17 protein-coding genes are annotated in these 18,264 nt (G+C 40.3%); 9 read left to right on the forward strand and 8 right to left on the reverse strand.

Annotation, left to right across the window (positions count from 1 at the left end):
* The coding region (locus ADH54_RS00030) for a hypothetical protein (RefSeq protein ID WP_049523238.1) at positions 1-198 on the forward strand (198 nt) is incomplete at its 5' end.
* A gap of 100 nt (positions 199-298) precedes the next feature.
* On the opposite strand, the gene ADH54_RS00035 is transcribed toward ADH54_RS00030, so the two are convergent.
* Genes ADH54_RS00035 through ADH54_RS00060 form a run of 6 tightly spaced genes read right to left on the reverse strand, consistent with a single transcriptional unit; the run spans position 299 to position 2,715 of the window.
* A complete protein-coding gene (locus tag ADH54_RS00035; protein WP_049523239.1) occupies positions 299-775 on the reverse strand; it encodes a glutathione peroxidase in 477 nt (158 codons plus the stop codon).
* On the reverse strand, positions 772-1,350 hold the full coding sequence (locus ADH54_RS00040) for a DUF3278 domain-containing protein (RefSeq protein ID WP_049523241.1): 579 nt from the start codon (positions 1,348-1,350) through the stop codon (positions 772-774). Before ADH54_RS00040 ends, ADH54_RS00035 begins: the two co-directional genes overlap by 4 nt.
* A gap of 26 nt (positions 1,351-1,376) precedes the next feature.
* Entirely contained in the window at positions 1,377-1,700 is a 324-nt protein-coding gene (locus tag ADH54_RS00045) for a hypothetical protein (protein WP_049523243.1), read from the reverse strand.
* Between the two features lie 10 nt (positions 1,701-1,710).
* On the reverse strand, positions 1,711-1,953 hold the full coding sequence (locus ADH54_RS00050; RefSeq protein WP_000711741.1) for a hypothetical protein: 243 nt from the start codon (positions 1,951-1,953) through the stop codon (positions 1,711-1,713).
* Positions 1,954-1,962: 9 nt separating this feature from the next.
* On the reverse strand, positions 1,963-2,505 hold the full coding sequence (locus ADH54_RS00055; RefSeq protein ID WP_049523246.1) for a DUF3278 domain-containing protein: 543 nt from the start codon (positions 2,503-2,505) through the stop codon (positions 1,963-1,965).
* Between the two features lie 15 nt (positions 2,506-2,520).
* Entirely contained in the window at positions 2,521-2,715 is a 195-nt protein-coding gene (locus ADH54_RS00060) for a helix-turn-helix transcriptional regulator (protein ID WP_001082472.1), read from the reverse strand.
* A gap of 165 nt (positions 2,716-2,880) precedes the next feature.
* Here ADH54_RS00060 and rsmH point away from each other — a divergent pair, with 165 nt between their 5' ends.
* The 5 genes from rsmH to ADH54_RS00085 all read left to right on the forward strand — a co-directional run bounded on the left by rsmH (position 2,881) and on the right by ADH54_RS00085 (position 9,841).
* A complete protein-coding gene (rsmH, locus tag ADH54_RS00065; protein WP_000159402.1) occupies positions 2,881-3,831 on the forward strand; it encodes a 16S rRNA (cytosine(1402)-N(4))-methyltransferase RsmH in 951 nt (316 codons plus the stop codon).
* Positions 3,832-3,840: 9 nt separating this feature from the next.
* Positions 3,841-4,158, forward strand: a complete 318-nt coding sequence (gene ftsL / locus ADH54_RS00070; protein WP_049523249.1) for a cell division protein FtsL — start codon at positions 3,841-3,843, stop codon at positions 4,156-4,158.
* A 3-nt stretch (positions 4,159-4,161) separates the two neighbouring features.
* A complete protein-coding gene (gene pbp2X / locus ADH54_RS00075) occupies positions 4,162-6,414 on the forward strand; it encodes a penicillin-binding protein PBP2X (protein WP_049523251.1) in 2,253 nt (750 codons plus the stop codon).
* 1 nt (position 6,415) lies between these two features.
* Complete coding sequence (gene mraY, locus ADH54_RS00080; RefSeq protein WP_049523253.1) at positions 6,416-7,396, forward strand: phospho-N-acetylmuramoyl-pentapeptide-transferase; 981 nt, start codon at positions 6,416-6,418, stop codon at positions 7,394-7,396.
* A gap of 339 nt (positions 7,397-7,735) precedes the next feature.
* Positions 7,736-9,841 (forward strand): ATP-dependent Clp protease ATP-binding subunit, encoded by a 2,106-nt coding sequence (locus ADH54_RS00085; protein ID WP_049523255.1) that lies wholly within the window; start codon positions 7,736-7,738, stop codon positions 9,839-9,841.
* A 61-nt stretch (positions 9,842-9,902) separates the two neighbouring features.
* Here the strand turns inward: ADH54_RS00085 and ADH54_RS00090 are convergent, their stop codons facing one another.
* Complete coding sequence (locus ADH54_RS00090) at positions 9,903-10,385, reverse strand: S-ribosylhomocysteine lyase (protein ID WP_000032562.1); 483 nt, start codon at positions 10,383-10,385, stop codon at positions 9,903-9,905.
* Between the two features lie 94 nt (positions 10,386-10,479).
* Entirely contained in the window at positions 10,480-11,964 is a 1,485-nt protein-coding gene (locus ADH54_RS00095) for a DUF1846 domain-containing protein (protein WP_049523257.1), read from the reverse strand.
* A 152-nt stretch (positions 11,965-12,116) separates the two neighbouring features.
* Between ADH54_RS00095 and ADH54_RS00100 the strand changes: the two genes are divergently transcribed.
* From ADH54_RS00100 to ADH54_RS00110, 3 genes are all read left to right on the forward strand, one after another.
* Positions 12,117-13,727, forward strand: a complete 1,611-nt coding sequence (locus ADH54_RS00100; RefSeq protein WP_049523260.1) for a glycoside hydrolase family 13 protein — start codon at positions 12,117-12,119, stop codon at positions 13,725-13,727.
* A gap of 274 nt (positions 13,728-14,001) precedes the next feature.
* Positions 14,002-15,969, forward strand: a complete 1,968-nt coding sequence (locus ADH54_RS00105; RefSeq protein ID WP_049523262.1) for a peptide ABC transporter substrate-binding protein — start codon at positions 14,002-14,004, stop codon at positions 15,967-15,969.
* Positions 15,970-16,172: 203 nt separating this feature from the next.
* Positions 16,173-18,131 carry a peptide ABC transporter substrate-binding protein gene (locus ADH54_RS00110; RefSeq protein WP_049523263.1) on the forward strand — a complete coding sequence of 653 codons (1,959 nt, stop codon included), beginning with the start codon at positions 16,173-16,175 and terminating at the stop codon, positions 18,129-18,131.
* The last annotated feature ends 133 nt before the right edge of the window (positions 18,132-18,264 follow it).

Here is an 18,264-nt window from a genome sequence, read left to right on the forward strand (position 1 = left end):
TGTTTTGAGGTTGTAGATAAGACTGACGAAGTCAGCTCAAAACACTGTTTTGAGGTTGTAGATGAAACTGACGAAGTCAGCTCAAAACACTGTTTTGAGGTTGCAGATAGAACTGACGAAGTCAGCTCAAAGCACTGCTTTGAGGTTGTAGATAGAACTGACGAAGTCAGTAACATATATATGGCAAGGCGACGTTGACGTGGTTTGAAGAGATTTTAGAAGAGTATGAGTCAAAGACAATCAAAAAATCTCACTATTCATCAGGCTAAAGGAAACCTAATCATAGTGAGATTGTGAATTATAGTAGTTTTTGTATGGCTTCTTCAATTTGTTTTGGGTCTGTTTTTGAAGAGAAGCGTTCAAAGACTTGTCCATCTCGACCGATGAGAAACTTAGCGAAATTCCATTCGATTCGTTTTCCTAGTGGAGCAGATTTCTGGTCTTTCAACCAAACATAGAGGGGATCTGTTTCCTTGCCGTTGACCTTGATCTTGGCAAAACGTGGGAAAGTGGTTTGATAGTGTAGGCTACAGAAGGCGTTGATTTCCTCTGCGCTACCTGGTGCTTGTCCCATAAACTGATTGCAAGGGAAGTCTAAAATCTCAAAACCTTGTTCTTGATAACGGTCATAGAGTTCTTGGAGAGCTTGATACTGGGGTGTTAAACCACATCCAGTAGCAGTGTTGACAACCAAGAGAACCTTACCACGATAGACATCTAGTGGAGTTTCTTGATTGTCTTGATTCAAGACTGAAAAATCGTATAATGAAGTCATTGATTGCTTTTCTCCTTCTGTTTGGTATTTTTAGGAGTTTTCTCCTCCTGAAGTGATAGAAATCCGTAGGTCAGGGTTCCGAAAATACTACCGATAATCAGGCCATACATCAGGAAAGGACCACTTTTATCAAATTGCATGAGCAACTTTCCAAAATCTGAAAAGGACATCTGCTGAACGAAGACTTTATGAAAGATGAGTAGGGTAAAGAGGCCAATCTGAATACCGATAAACACAACCCAGCTTCGGAATTTGATTTGGGCTTTGCTGTAGGTTTTGAGGATAATTTCTGACTTGTCATCTTTTTCCAGATGGAGTTCTTTGACGGCTCTTTGAGTTTTTAAAGTAATGAAAAAAATGAGTCCAGAGTAAACGTAGGGCATAGCATAGCGAACGGTTTCTATGAAGCGTCCAAATAACAGATAAAATAAGAAGAGGAAGAAGGAAGAATAAACGATTTGAACCATGGAACGGGCACAAGCCTTATAGATAATTTCTTGCCGGCATTCATCAAAAGGACCTTGGATATGAAAGAGATTTCGGAGTAGGCGAGTGGTGAAGTCTTCTTTTTTCATGTTAGTAATCTCCTAGATGAGCGGTTTTACTGACTTTCTTTTACGAATTGATAGAGATAATAAAGATAAGTGATAGAAGAAAGGCTAGCGATAGTCAGCAGTAAATAATATTTCCAATCGCTTGAGATGAGCATCAGTTGTGGTAAAGATAGAATCATAAAGCATAGTGCTAAGTTGAGTATGCGTGTTTTTTGGGAGTCAATCTTTAGATAAGTCAGTCCTTTGTTAAGGGCTGGAACAAAGACTAGCACGAGGAATATCTCTCTGATTAAGTTCCCTGAAACGATGATGAAGATGAGCAGAGAACTGAACAAAAGATGATAGGTAAGTAAAGTTAGTAATGATTTCATAGGGCACCTCTTAATCCTGGTCTTTTTTAGCTCTTGCAATACGAAGTGAGTCGACAATATGCATCATCACTCCGAAAAAGAAAGCTCCCAGTATAGTTTTAAAAATATGTTTTGTATTTAGAAGAGAACTGATAAAATTTGGATTTTCACTTGTTAGGGTATCAATGAGTGGAATTATAAAAAATATCACTGTTCCATAAATCGAACCTGCTTTCAGACCAGGATAACGTAACTGTTTCTTTTCTTTTTTCATAGTTTCCTCCTAATCCTCATCCGGATCTTTCTTAGTTTTTGCAATGCGACGGGAGATGAGGAACTGTATGCTCGCTCCGAAGAAAATAGAACCGAGAATGCTTGATACACCATTTCTTATAGTGAGGAGAGAATGAAAATAGTCCTGACCTTCACCTATTAGTATATGGAGAAGAGGAGTTATAAAAAACATCCATAGACCAAAGAACAAACCTGCTTTAAGACCTGGGTAATGTAGTTGCTTACTTTCTTTCTCACTCAGCATATCTGGATCAATAGCTGTAATCCCTGTTTTTTTCATTTGGTAGGTGACATAGCCAGCAGCGATGAGGGCAATCACTAAAATCAGAGGAGGATAGATTAGAGCCACTTCTTGAGGGTATTTATAGGCCAGAAGGAGTGGAATAAGATTTCCGAAAATCATCAGATAAAAGAGGACGATAAAGACTTGGTTACCGATACGATCGGCCTCACGCCGTTTGTATTCGTCAAGGGGACCAGAAATACCGTATGTGCGTTTGATCAGTTTTTCAGTGAAGGTTTCTTTTTTCATGAGTTTGCTCCTTTTTTAAAAATCTTCCTCCCAAAAGAGACTGTTGAGGTCAGTTTGGAGGCTGCGGGCGAGATTGAGACAGAGTTCCAGGGTTGGATTGTACTTGTCGTTTTCAATCATATTGATAGTCTGTCTCGAGACACCGATATCCTTGGCGAGTTCGAGCTGGGAAATACCCAATTCCTTGCGAAATTCTTTCACACGATTCATCTGGTCTCCTTTCTGATTTGTGTCGTATATATTTGACTACATTATATTCTTCTATAGAGCGAATGTCAAGTATATTTGACATATTTCTTAAAGAAATCTTACTTTTTTTGGCCTATTTGTCTGACTAGTGCAAGCTGGTCAGATTTGTGGTAAAATAGATGAGATATGACAAAAGAATTTCATCATGTAACGGTCTTACTCCACGAGACGATTGATATGCTCGATGTAAAGCCTGACGGTATCTACGTTGATGCGACTTTGGGTGGAGCGGGCCATAGCGAATATTTATTAAGTAAATTAAGTGAAAAAGGCCATCTCTATGCCTTTGACCAGGACCAGAATGCCATTGACAATGCGCAAAAACGCTTGGCACCCTACATTGAAAAGGGGATGGTGACCTTTATCAAGGACAACTTCCGTCATTTACAGGCACGTTTGCGCGAAGCTGGTGTTCAGGAAATTGATGGAATTTGTTATGACTTAGGAGTGTCTAGTCCTCAATTGGATCAGCGTGAGCGTGGTTTTTCTTATAAAAAGGATGCGCCACTAGACATGCGCATGAATCAGGATGCTAGTCTGACAGCCTATGAAGTGGTGAACCACTATGACTATCATGACTTGGTTCGTATTTTCTTCAAGTATGGCGAGGATAAATTCTCTAAACAGATCGCTCGTAAGATTGAACAAGCTCGGGAAGTCAAGCCGATTGAGACAACGACTGAGTTAGCAGAGATTATCAAGTCGGCCAAACCTGCCAAGGAACTCAAGAAGAAGGGCCATCCTGCTAAGCAGATTTTCCAGGCTATTCGAATTGAAGTCAATGATGAACTGGGAGCGGCAGATGAGTCCATCCAGCAGGCTATGGAGATGTTGGCTCTAGATGGTAGAATTTCAGTGATTACCTTTCATTCCTTAGAAGACCGCTTGACCAAGCAATTGTTCAAGGAAGCTTCAACAGTTGAAGTTCCCAAAGGTTTGCCTTTCATCCCAGATGATCTCAAACCTAAGATGGAATTGGTGTCCCGTAAGCCAATCTTGCCAAGTGCAGAAGAATTAGAAGCCAATAACCGCTCGCACTCAGCTAAGTTGCGCGTGGCCAGAAAAATTCACAAGTAAGAGGAAAAAATGGTAGATAAAAAAGAAACAACCAGTCAATTCTTGCAGAGTCGTATAAAAAAATTCTCCCGTGTGGAGAAGGCTTTTTATCTTTCCATTGCGTTTACAGCTCTTGTTTTGGCGCTTAGTATTATCTTTATGCAGACTCGACTCCTACAAGTACAAAATGATCTGACAAAAATCAATGCGCAGATAGAGGAGAAAAAGACAGAATTAGATGATGCCAAACAAGAGGTAAATGAATTGTTGAGGGCAGAACGCTTGAAAGAAATTGCAGATAAAAAAGATTTGAAATTGAATAATGAGAATATTCGATCAGCGGAGTAAGATATGAAGTGGACAAAAAGAATAACCCGATTTGCGATTAGAAACCGTAAATCTCCAGCAGAAAACCGTAAAATAGTGGGGAAGTACATCAGCTTGTTAGCTGTCGTACTTTTCGCTGTCTTTTTGGTCAATTTTGCTGTTATTATCGGGAGTGGTAGTAAATTTGGAACGGATCTAGTCAAAGAGGCCAAGAAAGTTCACCAAATAACCCGTACAGTCCCTGCCAAACGTGGGACTATTTATGACCGAAATGGAGTCCCGATTGCTGAGGACGCAACCTCCTATAATGTCTATGCTGTTATTGATAAAAAATACAAATCAGCAACTGGTAAAATTCTTTATGTAGAAGATGCCCAGTTTAATAAGGTAGCAGAGGTTTTCCATAAGTATCTGGACATGGAAGAATCCTATGTAAGAGAGCAACTCTCGCAACCTAATCTCAAGCAAGTTTCCTTTGGTTCGAAGGGCAATGGGATTACATATGCCAATATGATGGCTATTAAAAAAGATTTGAAAGATGCTAGTGTGGAAGGGATTGACTTTACAACTAGCCCTAACAGAAGCTATCCAAATGGACAATTTGCTTCTAGCTTTATTGGCTTAGCCCAACTTCATGAAAATGAGGATGGTAGTAAGAGTTTGTTAGGGACTTCTGGTTTGGAGAGTTCTTTAAATACCATTCTTGCTGGGACAGACGGTATTATTACCTATGAAAAAGACCGTGTAGGAAATATCGTACCAGGTACAGAACAGGTATCGCAACAAACTGTGGATGGCAAGGATGTTTATACAACATTGTCTAGCCCGCTCCAATCTTTCATGGAAACTCAGATGGATGCCTTTCTACAAAAAGTAAAAGGTAAGTATATGACCGCGACCTTGGTCAGTGCAAAGACCGGTGAAATCCTTGCTACCACCCAACGACCTACCTTTAATGCAGATACTAAAGAAGGAATCACTGAGGACTTTGTTTGGCGTGATATTCTTTATCAAAGTAACTATGAACCAGGATCAGCCTTTAAGGTCATGATGTTAGCTTCTTCTATTGATAATAATACCTTCCCAAGTGGAGAATACTTCAATAGCAGTGAATTCAAAATAGCGGATGCGACGACTCGAGATTGGGATGTTAATGCTGGTTTGACTACTGGTGGGATGATGACTTTCTTACAAGGTTTCGCTCACTCCAGTAATGTTGGAACGAGTCTACTTGAACAAAAAATGGGAGATGCTACTTGGTTGGATTATCTAAAACGCTTTAAATTTGGGGTTCCAACTCGCTTTGGCTTGACAGATGAATACGCTGGTCAACTTCCAGCTGATAATATTGTTAGTATTGCTCAAAGCTCATTTGGGCAAGGAATTTCAGTGACACAAACACAAATGCTTCGTGCCTTTACAGCTATTGCTAATGATGGAGTTATGCTGGAGCCAAAATTTATAAGTGCTATTTATGATACTAACAATCAGTCTGTACGTAAGTCACAAAAAGAAATAGTAGGAAATCCTGTTTCCAAAGAGGCAGCAAGCACAACTCGAAATCACATGATCTTAGTTGGGACGGACCCTCTATATGGAACTATGTATAATCACTACACAGGAAAGCCAATTATAACAGTTCCTGGACAAAATGTAGCAGTTAAATCCGGTACGGCTCAAATCGCTGATGAGAAAAATGGAGGATACTTGGTTGGTTCTACCAATTATATTTTCTCAGTTGTGACTATGAATCCTGCTGAAAATCCTGATTTTATCTTGTATGTAACGGTTCAACAGCCTGAGCATTTTTCAGGTATCCAGTTGGGAGAATTTGCCACCCCAATCTTGGAGCGGGCTTCAGCTATGAAAGAATCTCTCAATCTTCAATCTCCAGCCAAAAATTTAGATAAAGTTACGACAGAATCTTCTTATGCAATGCCTAGCATCAAGGATATTTCACCTGGTGAGTTGGCGGAAGCCTTACGCCGAAATATTGTGCAACCAATCGTTGTAGGTACTGGAACAAAGATTAAAGAGACTTCTGTAGAAGAAGGGACCAATCTTGCACCAAACCAACAAGTTCTCCTTTTATCGGATAAGGTAGAAGAAATTCCAGACATGTATGGCTGGAAAAAAGAGACTGCCGAGACCTTTGCTAAATGGTTGGATATTGAACTGGAATTTGAAGGTTCAGGTTCCGTTGTTCAGAAGCAAGATGTTCGGACTAATACAGCTATCAAAAACATTAAAAAAATTACATTAACTTTAGGAGACTAATATGTTTATTTCTATTAGTGCTGGAATTGTGACATTTTTACTAACTTTAGTAGGAATTCCGGCCTTTATCCAATTTTATAGAAAGGCGCAAATTACAGGCCAACAGATGCATGAGGATGTTAAACAGCACCAAGCAAAAGCTGGGACGCCAACAATGGGGGGACTTGTTTTCCTCATTGCTGCAGTTGTGGTGAGTTTCCTCGTCGCTCTTTTTTCGAAACAATTGACCAATAATGTGGGAATGATTTTGTTCATCTTGGTCCTTTATGGACTTGTCGGATTTTTAGATGACTTTCTCAAGGTCTTCCGCAAAATCAATGAAGGTCTCAATCCTAAGCAAAAATTGGCTCTTCAGCTTTTAGGTGGAGTTATCTTCTACCTTTTTTATGAGCGTGGGGGCGATATGCTCTCTGTATTTGGTTATCCAGTTCATTTGGGATTTTTCTATATTTTCTTCGCTCTTTTCTGGCTAGTCGGTTTTTCAAATGCAGTCAACTTGACAGACGGCATTGACGGTCTAGCTAGTATTTCAGTGGTAATTAGTTTGTCAGCCTATGGAGTTATTGCCTATGTGCAAGGTCAGATGGATATTCTTCTAGTGATTCTTGCCATGATTGGTGGTTTGCTTGGTTTCTTTGTCTTTAACCATAAGCCTGCTAAGGTCTTTATGGGGGATGTGGGAAGTTTAGCTCTCGGTGGAATGCTGGCAGCAATCTCTATGGCACTTCACCAAGAATGGACTCTCTTGATTATCGGAATTATTTATGTCTTTGAAACAACTTCGGTCATGATGCAAGTAACTTATTTCAAACTGACAGGTGGTAAACGTATTTTCCGTATGACACCTGTACATCACCATTTTGAACTTGGAGGATTGTCTGGTAAAGGAAATCCTTGGAGCGAGTGGAAGGTTGACTTCTTCTTTTGGGGAGTGGGGCTTCTAGCAAGTCTCCTGACCCTAGCAATTTTGTATTTGATGTAAGAATGGCACCCTGATGTTTCAGGGTGTTTTTGCTGTTTAAAAAATATTGGTCAATTAAAGTCAAAATCCTTGACCTTTTCTGACTAATGTAGTATATTATGAACGTAAGGTAAATGAAAGCCTTACTAGAACACTTATTTAAAGTAAAATAGAAAGAGGTGGGGTCTATGTTTAATCTAGAAATCTTCAGAAGTAAAGATAGTCTACTCCTGCTTGAAAAAGAAAAACCAGAAATAGTACGTAGAGTAGCGATTTAGCTAGTCTAAATTTTTTAAAACAAAGGTCAAAGATAGTCAATATCAGTAATCATAACTAAGTAAATAAAAAGAGGTAAAGAATATGAACAACAATTTTAATAATTTTAACAACATGGATGATTTATTTAACCAATTGATGGGTGGTATGCGAGGATACAGTTCTGAAAATCGTCGTTACTTGATTAATGGACGTGAAGTGACACCTGAGGAATTTGCTCACTATCGTGCAACTGGTCAATTGCCAGGAAATGCAGAAGTTGATGGACAAATGCCACAACAGGCATCAGGTATGAAGCAAGACGGTGTCCTTGCTAAACTAGGCCGAAACTTGACCGCAGAAGCGCGTGAGGGCAAGCTGGATCCAGTCATCGGACGAAACAAGGAAATTCAAGAAACATCTGAAATCCTTTCACGCCGTACCAAGAATAATCCTGTTTTGGTCGGGGATGCAGGCGTTGGTAAGACAGCCGTTGTCGAAGGTCTAGCACAAGCGATTGTGAATGGTGATGTTCCAGCTGCTATTAAGAATAAGGAAATTATTTCCATTGATATCTCAGGTCTTGAGGCTGGTACTCAATATCGTGGTAGCTTTGAAGAAAACGTTCAAAACTTAGTCAATGAAGTAAAAGAAGCGGGAAATATCATTCTCTTCTTTGATGAAATTCACCAAATCCTCGGTGCTGGTAGCACTGGTGGAGATAGTGGTTCTAAAGGTCTTGCGGATATTCTCAAGCCAGCTCTCTCTCGTGGAGAATTGACAGTGATTGGGGCAACGACTCAAGATGAATACCGTAACACCATCTTGAAGAATGCAGCCCTTGCTCGTCGTTTCAACGAAGTGAAGGTTAATGCTCCATCTGCTGAAGATACTTTCAAGATTCTTCAAGGAATTCGTGATCTCTATCAACAACACCACAATGTCATCTTGCCAGATGAAGTCTTGAAAGCAGCAGTGGATTATTCTGTTCAGTATATTCCTCAACGTAGCTTGCCAGATAAGGCTATTGACCTTGTCGATGTAACGGCGGCTCACTTGGCAGCTCAGCATCCTGTAACAGATGTGCATGCTGTTGAACGTGAAATTGAGGTAGAAAAAGACAAGCAAGAAAAAGCAGTTGAGGCAGAAGATTTTGAAGCAGCTCTAAACTATAAAACACGCATCGCAGAATTAGAAAAGAAAATCGAAAACCACACAGAAGATATGAAAGTGACTGCAAGTGTCAACGATGTGGCTGAATCTGTAGAGCGAATGACCGGTATTCCGGTATCTCAAATGGGAGCATCAGACATCGAACGTTTGAAAGATATGGCTCATCGTCTGCAAGATAAGGTAATCGGTCAAGATAAGGCAGTTGAAGCAGTAGCCCGTGCTATCCGTCGTAACCGTGCTGGTTTTGATGAAGGCAATCGCCCAATCGGTAGTTTTCTCTTTGTAGGTCCAACTGGGGTTGGTAAGACGGAACTTGCTAAACAATTGGCGCTAGATATGTTTGGAACCAAGGATGCGATCATTCGTTTGGATATGTCTGAATACAGCGACCGCACAGCCGTTTCTAAGCTAATTGGTACAACAGCAGGTTATGTGGGTTATGATGACAATAGCAATACCTTAACAGAACGTGTACGTCGCAATCCATACTCTATCATTCTCTTGGACGAGATTGAAAAGGCTGATTCTCAAGTCATTACCCTTCTCCTCCAAGTTCTAGATGATGGTCGTTTGACAGATGGTCAAGGAAATACCGTTAACTTTAAAAACACAGTCATTATCGCGACCTCAAATGCTGGTTTTGGCTATGAAGCCAACTTGACAGAAGATGCGGATAAACCAGAATTGATGGACCGTTTGAAACCCTTCTTCCGTCCAGAATTCCTCAACCGCTTTAATGCAGTTATTGAGTTCTCACACTTGACTAAGGAAGACCTTTCTAAGATTGTGGACTTAATGTTGGCTGAAGTTAACCAAACCTTGGCTAAGAAAGACATTGACTTGGTAGTCAGTCAAGCAGCTAAGGACTATATCACAGAAGAAGGTTATGACGAAGTCATGGGTGTTCGTCCGCTCCGTCGCGTGGTTGAACAAGAAATTCGTGATAAGGTGACAGACTTCCATTTGGATCACCTAGATGCCAAACACCTAGAAGCAGATATGGAAGATGGTGGTTTGGTTATTCGTGAGAAAGCCTAAGACAAAATTTTGAGAATAAAAAAGAAGGAGCCAGCTGAAAAAACTGGTTCCTTTTTTGTATTTAAATCACATGCCGTTCAAAGGCATCATCTGAAATCCCTTGTTCTAGGATGAGTTTTGCCCATTCTTTAGCAGAGAAGAGGCTGTGATCCTTGTAGTTTCCGCAAGATTCGATGGTTGTTCCGGGGACATCTTCCCAAGTAGTAGTTTCAGCGATTTCCTTGAGCGAATCCTTGATAACAGCCGCGATTTCAGCGCTGGTGTGGCGCCCCCACATAATCATGTGGAAGCCTGTGCGGCAACCAAATGGTGAGCAATCAATCATACCGTCAATGCGGGTACGGATGAGTTTGGCTAAGAGGTGCTCGATAGTGTGAAGGCCAGCGGTAGGGATAGAGTCTTCATTGGGTTGCACTAAACGAATATCATAATTGGAGATGACATCTCCCTTTGGCCCTGTTTCTTCCCCAATCAAGCGAACATAGGGTGCTTTAACAATGGTATGGTCAAGTTCAAAACTTTCAACAATAACTTCTTTTGACATGGTAAATCCTTTCAGTTTTCTTCCTTCATTATATCATAAAGGTTGCTCCTGAGACAGAGAGAAAACCTCTCCGAGGGTGGAGAGGTTCGAACCGTTATTTACGATATAAGCGGTCGTATTGGTAGTAAGGGTCAAAGGTTACATTGATACCCAATTTGCGAAGGACATTCTTGTCTTCATCTGTCAAGATGATGGTTGAGTGGGCTTCGCTTCCTTTGAGGTTGCCAAGTTCTTCCATAGCACGAGCAGCATCAGGATTTTCTGTAGCTGTGATAGCTAGTGCAATCAGGATTTCATTTGAATGAAGGCGTGGATTGCGGCTACCGAGATGGTCTATTTTAAGGCCTTGGATTGGCTTAACAACTTCAGGTTCGATTAGTTTTACTTCTTTAGCGATGTCAGCTGATTTCTTGATGGCGTTGATAAGAGCAGCGGCTGTAGGACCAAAGAGTTCTGAGTTCTTACCAGTGACAATTTCCCCGCTAGGCAATTCAAGGGCTAGGGCTGGTCCGCCAGTTTCTTCTGCTTTTTGACGGGCAACGACAGCAACCTTGCGGTCTGCAGGTGTGATACCTAGGTCGTTCATAAGCAACTCAATTTTCTTGACAGCAGATTCGCCAACTTTTTCGGCTTTAAAATCAAGAACAGTCTGATAGTAGCGACGGATGATTTCTTGTTTAGAGGCTTCGATAGCAGCCTCATTATCTGTAATAGCGAAACCAACCATGTTGACACCCATGTCTGTTGGAGAAGCGTATGGAGACTCTCCTAGAATGCGTTCCAACATGCGCTTGAGCACTGGGAAAATCTCTATATCACGATTGTAGTTGACAGTGGTTTCTCCGTAGGTTTGGAGATGGAAGGGGTCAATCATGTTGACATCATCAAGGTCAGCTGTGGCAGCCTCGTAGGCCAAATTGACTGGGTGATGAAGGGGAAGATTCCAAACTGGGAAGGTTTCAAATTTAGCGTAACCAGACTTGATACCATTGATTTGGTCGTGGTACATATTTGACATACAAGTCGCCAATTTTCCAGAACCAGGTCCAGGAGCAGTTACGACAATCAGGTTGCGACTGGTTTTGATGTAGTCGTTTTTCCCCATGCCTTCTGGTGAAATGATGTGATCCATATCTGTCGGATATCCTTTGATTGGATAATGAAGATAAGAATCAATTCCGTTTTTATCTAACTGGTTGCGGAAGGCATCTGCAGCTGGCTGGCCAGCGTACTGTGTGATGACAACGGAACCAACAAAAATCCCTAATTCATTGAATTTATCAATCAAGCGAAGAACTTCTTGGTCATAAGAAATGCCCAAGTCACCACGTGCTTTAGAATGCTCGATGTTGCTTGCGTTAATGGCAATCACAACTTCAACCTGCTCTTTCAATTCTTGTAAGAGCTTGATTTTGTTGTCAGGTTCATAACCAGGAAGGACACGAGCAGCGTGGAAATCTTCTAACATTTTACCACCAAACTCCAAGTAGAGCTTGCCGTCAAATTGGTTAATGCGCTCCAAGATGTGGTCACGCTGTAGATTCAAATATTGTTCAGAACTAAAAGCTTGTTTTTTCATTTTTTTACCTCTGACCTCTATTATAATAAAAAATTGGAAGTTAGGAAACTATGGAGTTAAAAAAGGAAGTAAAAAGATTAGGCAAACGCTTGCACAAAATTCTGAAAAGCGCTATCATAGACTATAGATTATGAAAATAATGAGGTAAGAAGATGCAAGAAAAATGGTGGCACAATGCCGTAGTCTATCAAGTCTATCCCAAGAGTTTTATGGACAGCAACGGAGATGGAATTGGCGATTTACCAGGAATTACTAGTAAGTTGGACTATCTAGCCAAGTTAGGAATCACAGCGATTTGGCTTTCTCCCGTTTATGACAGTCCTATGGATGATAATGGTTATGATATTGCTGATTATCAAGCGATCGCAGCTATTTTTGGAACCATGGAGGATATGGACCAACTGATTGCGGAAGCCAAGAAGCGTGATATTCGTATCATCATGGACTTGGTGGTCAATCATACCTCAGATGAACATGCCTGGTTTGTCGAGGCTTGTGAGAATCCTGATAGCCCTGAGAGAGATTACTATATTTGGCGGGATGAACCCAACGACCTAGATTCTATCTTTAGTGGGTCTGCTTGGGAATACGATGAAAAGTCAGGTCAATACTATCTCCACTTTTTCAGCAAGAAACAACCTGATCTCAACTGGGAAAATGAAAAACTTCGCCAGAAAATTTATGAGATGATGAACTTCTGGATTGATAAAGGCATTGGTGGTTTCCGCATGGATGTCATTGACATGATTGGCAAAATTCCTGATGAGAAGGTAGTCAATAATGGCCCTATGCTCCATCCCTATCTCAAGGAGATGAATCAAGCGACCTTTGGAGATAAGAATCTCTTGACAGTAGGGGAGACTTGGGGAGCAACGCCAGAGATTGCTAAGCTCTACTCGGATCCAAAGGGACAAGAATTGTCTATGGTCTTCCAGTTTGAACATATCGGTCTTCAGTATCAGGAAGGGCAACCTAAATGGCACTATCAAAAAGAGCTGAATACCGCTAAGTTAAAAGAAATCTTCAACAAATGGCAGACAGAGTTAGGAGTTGAGGACGGTTGGAATTCCCTCTTCTGGAACAATCATGATCTCCCTCGTATCGTCTCAATCTGGGGAAATGACCAGGAATACCGCGAAAAATCTGCCAAAGCCTTTGCTATCTTGCTTCATCTCATGAGAGGGACTCCTTATATCTACCAAGGTGAGGAGATTGGGATGACCAACTATCCGTTTGAAATGCTGGACCAAGTAGAAGATATTGAATCCCTCAACTATGCGCGTGAGGCTCTTGAAAAAGGTGTTCCGATGGAAGAAATCATGGACAGTATCCGTGTCATTGGACGTGACAATGCCCGTACCCCTATGCAATGGGACGAGAGCAAAAACGCTGGTTTCTCAACAGGTCAACCTTGGTTGGCAGTCAACCCAAACTATCAAGCAATCAACGTTCAAGAAGCACTGGCAAATCCAGATTCTATTTTCTATACCTATCAGAAACTGGTTCAAATCCGTAAGGAAAACAGCTGGCTGATTCGAGCTGACTTTGAACTCTTGGAAACAACTGACAAGGTATTCGCCTATATCCGTAAAGATGGGGACCGTCGTTTCCTAGTTGTGGCTAACTTGTCCAATGAAGAGCAAGACTTGACCGTAGAAGGAAACGTCAAATCTGTCTTGATTGAAAACACCCTAGCTCAAGAAGTCTTTGAAAAACAAATCTTGGCTCCATGGGATGCTTTCTGTGTGGAATTGACTGACTAAAATGAGAGAGGTTGGGCAAAAACTCGACTTCAGGAGAAAATGAAGTAAATCTTCCCACAATAAAACGCATAGTACCAAGGTTTTCATTGTACTGACCTGATATTATGCGTTTTTTGTTTTAAAGACTTTTTTCCCAGCCTCTTTTTGCTAAAAGTTGTGTAAAAACTCTTTTAAAAACATTTGTTAGAATTTTCTAACAAATTCTACAAGAAGTCTTGCATTTATAAAAAAATAGGGTATAATAGTGAAAATACTATTTTGAAGGAGATTATTTATGCAATCGAAAAAGTGGCTCTTAGGAGCAGGAGTGACCTTGAGCACAGCCATTCTTTTAACTGCTTGTGGGAAAAGTGAAAAGAATGCAGATGCTCCCAAAACATTTTCTTATGTTTATGCAGTTGATCCATCATCCTTGGATTATAGTGTTACAAGTAAAAGTTCAACTTCTGACGTAATAGGTAATGTCGTCGACGGTCTTTTAGAGAATGATAAATATGGGAATCTCATTCCTTCTCTAGCAGAGGATTGGTCAGTTTCTAAAGATGGCTTGACTTATACCTACAAACTTCGTAAAGGTGTGAAGTGGTATACTTCAGAAGGAGAAGAGTATGCGGAAGTTAAAGCTCAGGATTTTGTTACAGGTCTGAAACATGCAGCAGATGGAAAGTCTGATGGTCTTTCTTTGGTTGAGAAATCCATCAAAGGATTGGAGGCTTATGTTAGTGGTGAGACAAACGATTTCTCAACTGTAGGTGTAAAGGCTCTTGATGATTATACGGTAGAATATACCCTTAATAACCCGGAAAGTTTTTGGAACTCTAAAGTAACCACAGCAACCATGCTTCCTGTAAATGAAGAATTTTTGAATGCAACAGGCAAGGATTACGGAGCGCCAACTCCATCAAGTATTCTTTACAATGGCCCATATTTTTTGAAATCTTTGATTTCTAAATCTGTGATTGAATATGAAAAAAATCCTAACTATTGGGATAAGGACAATGTCAAAATTGACAATGTTAAATTGACATTCTATGATGGTTCAGATCAAGAATCCTTAATTCGTAGCTTTACACAAGGTGCCTATACCACTGCACGTCTTTTTCCAGCAAGCTCAAACTTTGAGTCAACTAAGAAAGAGTACGGAGATAAGATTGTCTATAGTCCACAAGAGGCAACAAGCTACTACCTCACTGTGAACGTAAACCGCCAGTCTTACAATAAAACAGCTAAAACAGATGAGTCACAAAAAACATCAACAAAAGAAGCTCTTCTCAATAAGAACTTCCGTCAGGCTCTTAATTTTGCATTTAATCGCCACGCCTATACAGCTCAATTAAACGGTGAAGAGGGTGCGGATAAGATTATTCGTAATAGTCTAGTGCCAGATAATTATGTTCAAGTAGCTGGGAAGACCTTCGGACAGTTGGATCAGGATGAACTACTGAAATATGGAGAACAGTGGAAAGATGTGACTCTCACAGATGGTAAGGATACAATTTACAATCCAACAAAGGCTAAATCTGCATTTGAAAAAGCGAAGTCAGAATTGCAAGCTAAGGGGGTGAGTTTCCCGATTCATTTGGATGTGCCTGTTGAGCAAACTGATGTAGTTGCGGTTCAACAAACCAATTCTCTAAAACAATCAATTGAAGAAACGCTTGGAATGGAGAATGTCATTATAGATGTTCTTCAAATGACAGACAATGAGAAGGAAAGTATTACTTCTCAAGCTAAAGTTCCAACCCAAAAAGATTATGATTTGAACGGAACAGGTTGGGGACCAGATTATCAAGATCCAGCAACCTATCTCAATATTTTAGATGCTAAGAAGGGTTCTGCCTTGAAACATCTAGGTATAACAAAGGGCAAGGATCCTGAAGTTGTGGCGAAAGTTGGCTTGGATGAATACAAGAAGCTCTTGGATGATGCGGCTTCTGAGACAAGTAATCTTGATAAACGATACGAAAAGTATGCCAAAGCACAGGCTTGGGTTACTGATAGTTCACTTCTTATTCCAGTTGCTTCTTCAGGTGGCTCTCCTATGGTTAGTCGTACTGTTCCATTTACCAAAGCTTATTCACAGGTCGGTATTAAGGGGGATCCATTTATTTTTAAAGGAATGGAACTTCAAAATGATATTGTGACAACTAAAGAGTATGATGCGGCCTTCAAAAAGTGGCAAAAGGAAAAACTGGAATCGAATGCTCAGTATCAAAAGAATTTAGAAAAACATGTAAAATGAGTCTAGGCTTGTTTTCACAAATAAATTTTAATCAATAAATCGTATAAAAACAAGGGAGGACTGTATGAAAGACAGAAATCCTTTGTTTTTTTATAACCAAGGTTTATAAACTTTCATTCTCAAAATTCAATTAACTTTACAAATTCCCACTATTTTGGTAAAATAAATATATGTTATAAAAACTAACATAAAGGAGAAAGAAGATGACTACAAAAAAGCGTATCCTTAGTGCAGGACTGACTTTTGCAGCTGCTTTGCTTTTAGCTGCTTGCGGACAATCAGGTTCAGATACAAAAACTTACTCATCAACCTTTAGTGGAAATCCAACTACATTTAACTACTTGTTAGACTACTACGCTGATAATACAGCCATCATTACCAACCTAGTTGATGGTTTGCTTGAAAATGACAATCACGGAAACCTAGTTCCGTCTTTGGCAGAGGGCTGGTCTGTTTCAAGCGACGGTCTGACTTATACCTATAAACTGAGAAAAGATGCCAAATGGTTCACAGCTGACGGTGAAGAGTATGCCCCAGTCAAGGCACAAGATTTTGTGACAGGTATCAAGTATGCAGTGGATAATAAATCACAGGCCATTGACTTGATTCAAAACTCGATCAAGGGCTTGAATGATTATATTACAGGAGCGGATTCTGACTTTTCTAAGGTTGGGGTGAAGGCTATTGACGACCAGACTGTTGAGTATACTTTGACACGTCCAGAGACTTACTGGAACTCAAAAACAACCAATAGTATTCTATTCCCAGTAAACGAAGAGTTTTTAAACTCAAAAGGGAAAGATTTTGGTACCTTATCTCCAGATAGTATTCTCTACAGCGGACCTTATTTGTTAAAAGATTTCACATCGAAGTCATCAATCGAATATGTGAAAAATCCGCATTACTACGATCATGACAAAGTATCAATTGAACATGTGAAATTGGCTTACTTTGATGGTTCAGACCAAGAATTGACTATCCGTAATTTTGAAAGTGGAGCCTATTCAATCGCTGGGGTTTATCCAAATAGTTCTAACTTTGCTAAGACCAAGGAGAAATATAAGGATAATATCGTCTATAGCTTGCAGGACAAGACTTCTTGGTACTTCAATTTCAACGTCAATCGTAAGGCCTACAACCATACGTCTAAAACGACAGATGAGCAGAAGAAATCAACTGAGACAGCTGTCTTGAACAAGAACTTCCGTCAAGCGGTGAACTTTGCCTTGGATCGTACAGCCTATTCTGCCCAGTCAAATGGGGAAGAGGCGGCTAGCAAGACCCTTCGTAACACCCTAGTGCCTCCTACATTTGTCCAAGTTGGAGACAAGACCTTTGGAGAAGTAGTTGCTTCTAAATTGGTCAACTATGGTACAGAATGGTCAGGTATTAACTTGGCAGATGCTCAGGATGCCTATTTCAACAAAGAAAAAGCCCAAGCAAAATTTGCGGAAGCTAAAAAAGAATTGACAAGTCAAGGTGTGACCTTCCCAATTCACTTGGATGTGGCGGTTGATCAGACAAGTAAAAATGCCGTGACAGGCATGAACTCAGTTAAGCAGACCCTTGAGTCAGTTTTAGGTGCGGATAACATTGTCATTGATGTTCAGCAACTTTCAACAGATGACTTTAATAACGTAGCCTTCTTAGCGCCAACAGCAGCTGATCGAGACTACGATTTGAACTTTGATGGTTGGGTAGGTGACTATCAAGATCCGTCAACTTATCTCAATCCTTTCAATGCAGAGGATGGCTTCTATCTCAAGATTTTTGGACTAGATGCCAAGGAAGACAAGGAAAAAATCACTAGCCTAGGTCTGGATACCTACACTAAGATGCTCAAAGATGCAGATAGTGAAAATAAAGATGTAGCCAAACGTTACGAAAAATATGCTGAAGCACAGGCTTGGATGATTGATCATTCTCTGATTATGTCAGCTATGTCAAGTGGTGGAACAGCATCTGTCACCAAAGTAACGCCATTTACAAGAGGGTATTCATTGGTCGGCATCAAGGGTGACGGCAATAACTACAAGTACATGAAACTGCAAAAAGATACTGTGACAACCAAACAGTTTGAAGAAGCTAAGACTAAATGGGAGCAAGAAAGCAAAAAAGCAATCGAAAAAGCTCAAAAAGAAGCAGAAAAGCATGTTAAATAATGATGAGCAGTTCTATTGGATGATTTTTATAAAGTCGTCCTAATAGAACTGTTTTTTTGCTGTATGGGCTAGTAGTTATCTGGCTGTGTTGAAAATTGTAAATGAAATGCTGTATTGATTTTGATGGTTTAAT

Source organism: Streptococcus pseudopneumoniae (assembly GCF_001072315.1).
GTDB lineage: Bacteria > Bacillota > Bacilli > Lactobacillales > Streptococcaceae > Streptococcus > Streptococcus pseudopneumoniae_R.

What these genes read in the sequence shown, in the direction of transcription:
- ADH54_RS00035 (WP_049523239.1), bottom strand. Translation starts at nt 775, where the DNA reads ATGACTTCATTATACGATTTTTCAGTCTTGAATCAAGACAATCAAGAA.
- ADH54_RS00040 (WP_049523241.1), bottom strand. Translation starts at nt 1,350, where the DNA reads ATGAAAAAAGAAGACTTCACCACTCGCCTACTCCGAAATCTCTTTCAT.
- ADH54_RS00045 (WP_049523243.1), bottom strand. Translation starts at nt 1,700, where the DNA reads ATGAAATCATTACTAACTTTACTTACCTATCATCTTTTGTTCAGTTCT.
- ADH54_RS00050 (WP_000711741.1), bottom strand. Translation starts at nt 1,953, where the DNA reads ATGAAAAAAGAAAAGAAACAGTTACGTTATCCTGGTCTGAAAGCAGGT.
- ADH54_RS00055 (WP_049523246.1), bottom strand. Translation starts at nt 2,505, where the DNA reads ATGAAAAAAGAAACCTTCACTGAAAAACTGATCAAACGCACATACGGT.
- ADH54_RS00060 (WP_001082472.1), bottom strand. Translation starts at nt 2,715, where the DNA reads ATGAATCGTGTGAAAGAATTTCGCAAGGAATTGGGTATTTCCCAGCTC.
- rsmH (WP_000159402.1), top strand. Translation starts at nt 2,881, where the DNA reads ATGACAAAAGAATTTCATCATGTAACGGTCTTACTCCACGAGACGATT.
- ftsL (WP_049523249.1), top strand. Translation starts at nt 3,841, where the DNA reads ATGGTAGATAAAAAAGAAACAACCAGTCAATTCTTGCAGAGTCGTATA.
- pbp2X (WP_049523251.1), top strand. Translation starts at nt 4,162, where the DNA reads ATGAAGTGGACAAAAAGAATAACCCGATTTGCGATTAGAAACCGTAAA.
- mraY (WP_049523253.1), top strand. Translation starts at nt 6,416, where the DNA reads ATGTTTATTTCTATTAGTGCTGGAATTGTGACATTTTTACTAACTTTA.
- ADH54_RS00085 (WP_049523255.1), top strand. Translation starts at nt 7,736, where the DNA reads ATGAACAACAATTTTAATAATTTTAACAACATGGATGATTTATTTAAC.
- ADH54_RS00090 (WP_000032562.1), bottom strand. Translation starts at nt 10,385, where the DNA reads ATGTCAAAAGAAGTTATTGTTGAAAGTTTTGAACTTGACCATACCATT.
- ADH54_RS00095 (WP_049523257.1), bottom strand. Translation starts at nt 11,964, where the DNA reads ATGAAAAAACAAGCTTTTAGTTCTGAACAATATTTGAATCTACAGCGT.
- ADH54_RS00100 (WP_049523260.1), top strand. Translation starts at nt 12,117, where the DNA reads ATGCAAGAAAAATGGTGGCACAATGCCGTAGTCTATCAAGTCTATCCC.
- ADH54_RS00105 (WP_049523262.1), top strand. Translation starts at nt 14,002, where the DNA reads ATGCAATCGAAAAAGTGGCTCTTAGGAGCAGGAGTGACCTTGAGCACA.
- ADH54_RS00110 (WP_049523263.1), top strand. Translation starts at nt 16,173, where the DNA reads ATGACTACAAAAAAGCGTATCCTTAGTGCAGGACTGACTTTTGCAGCT.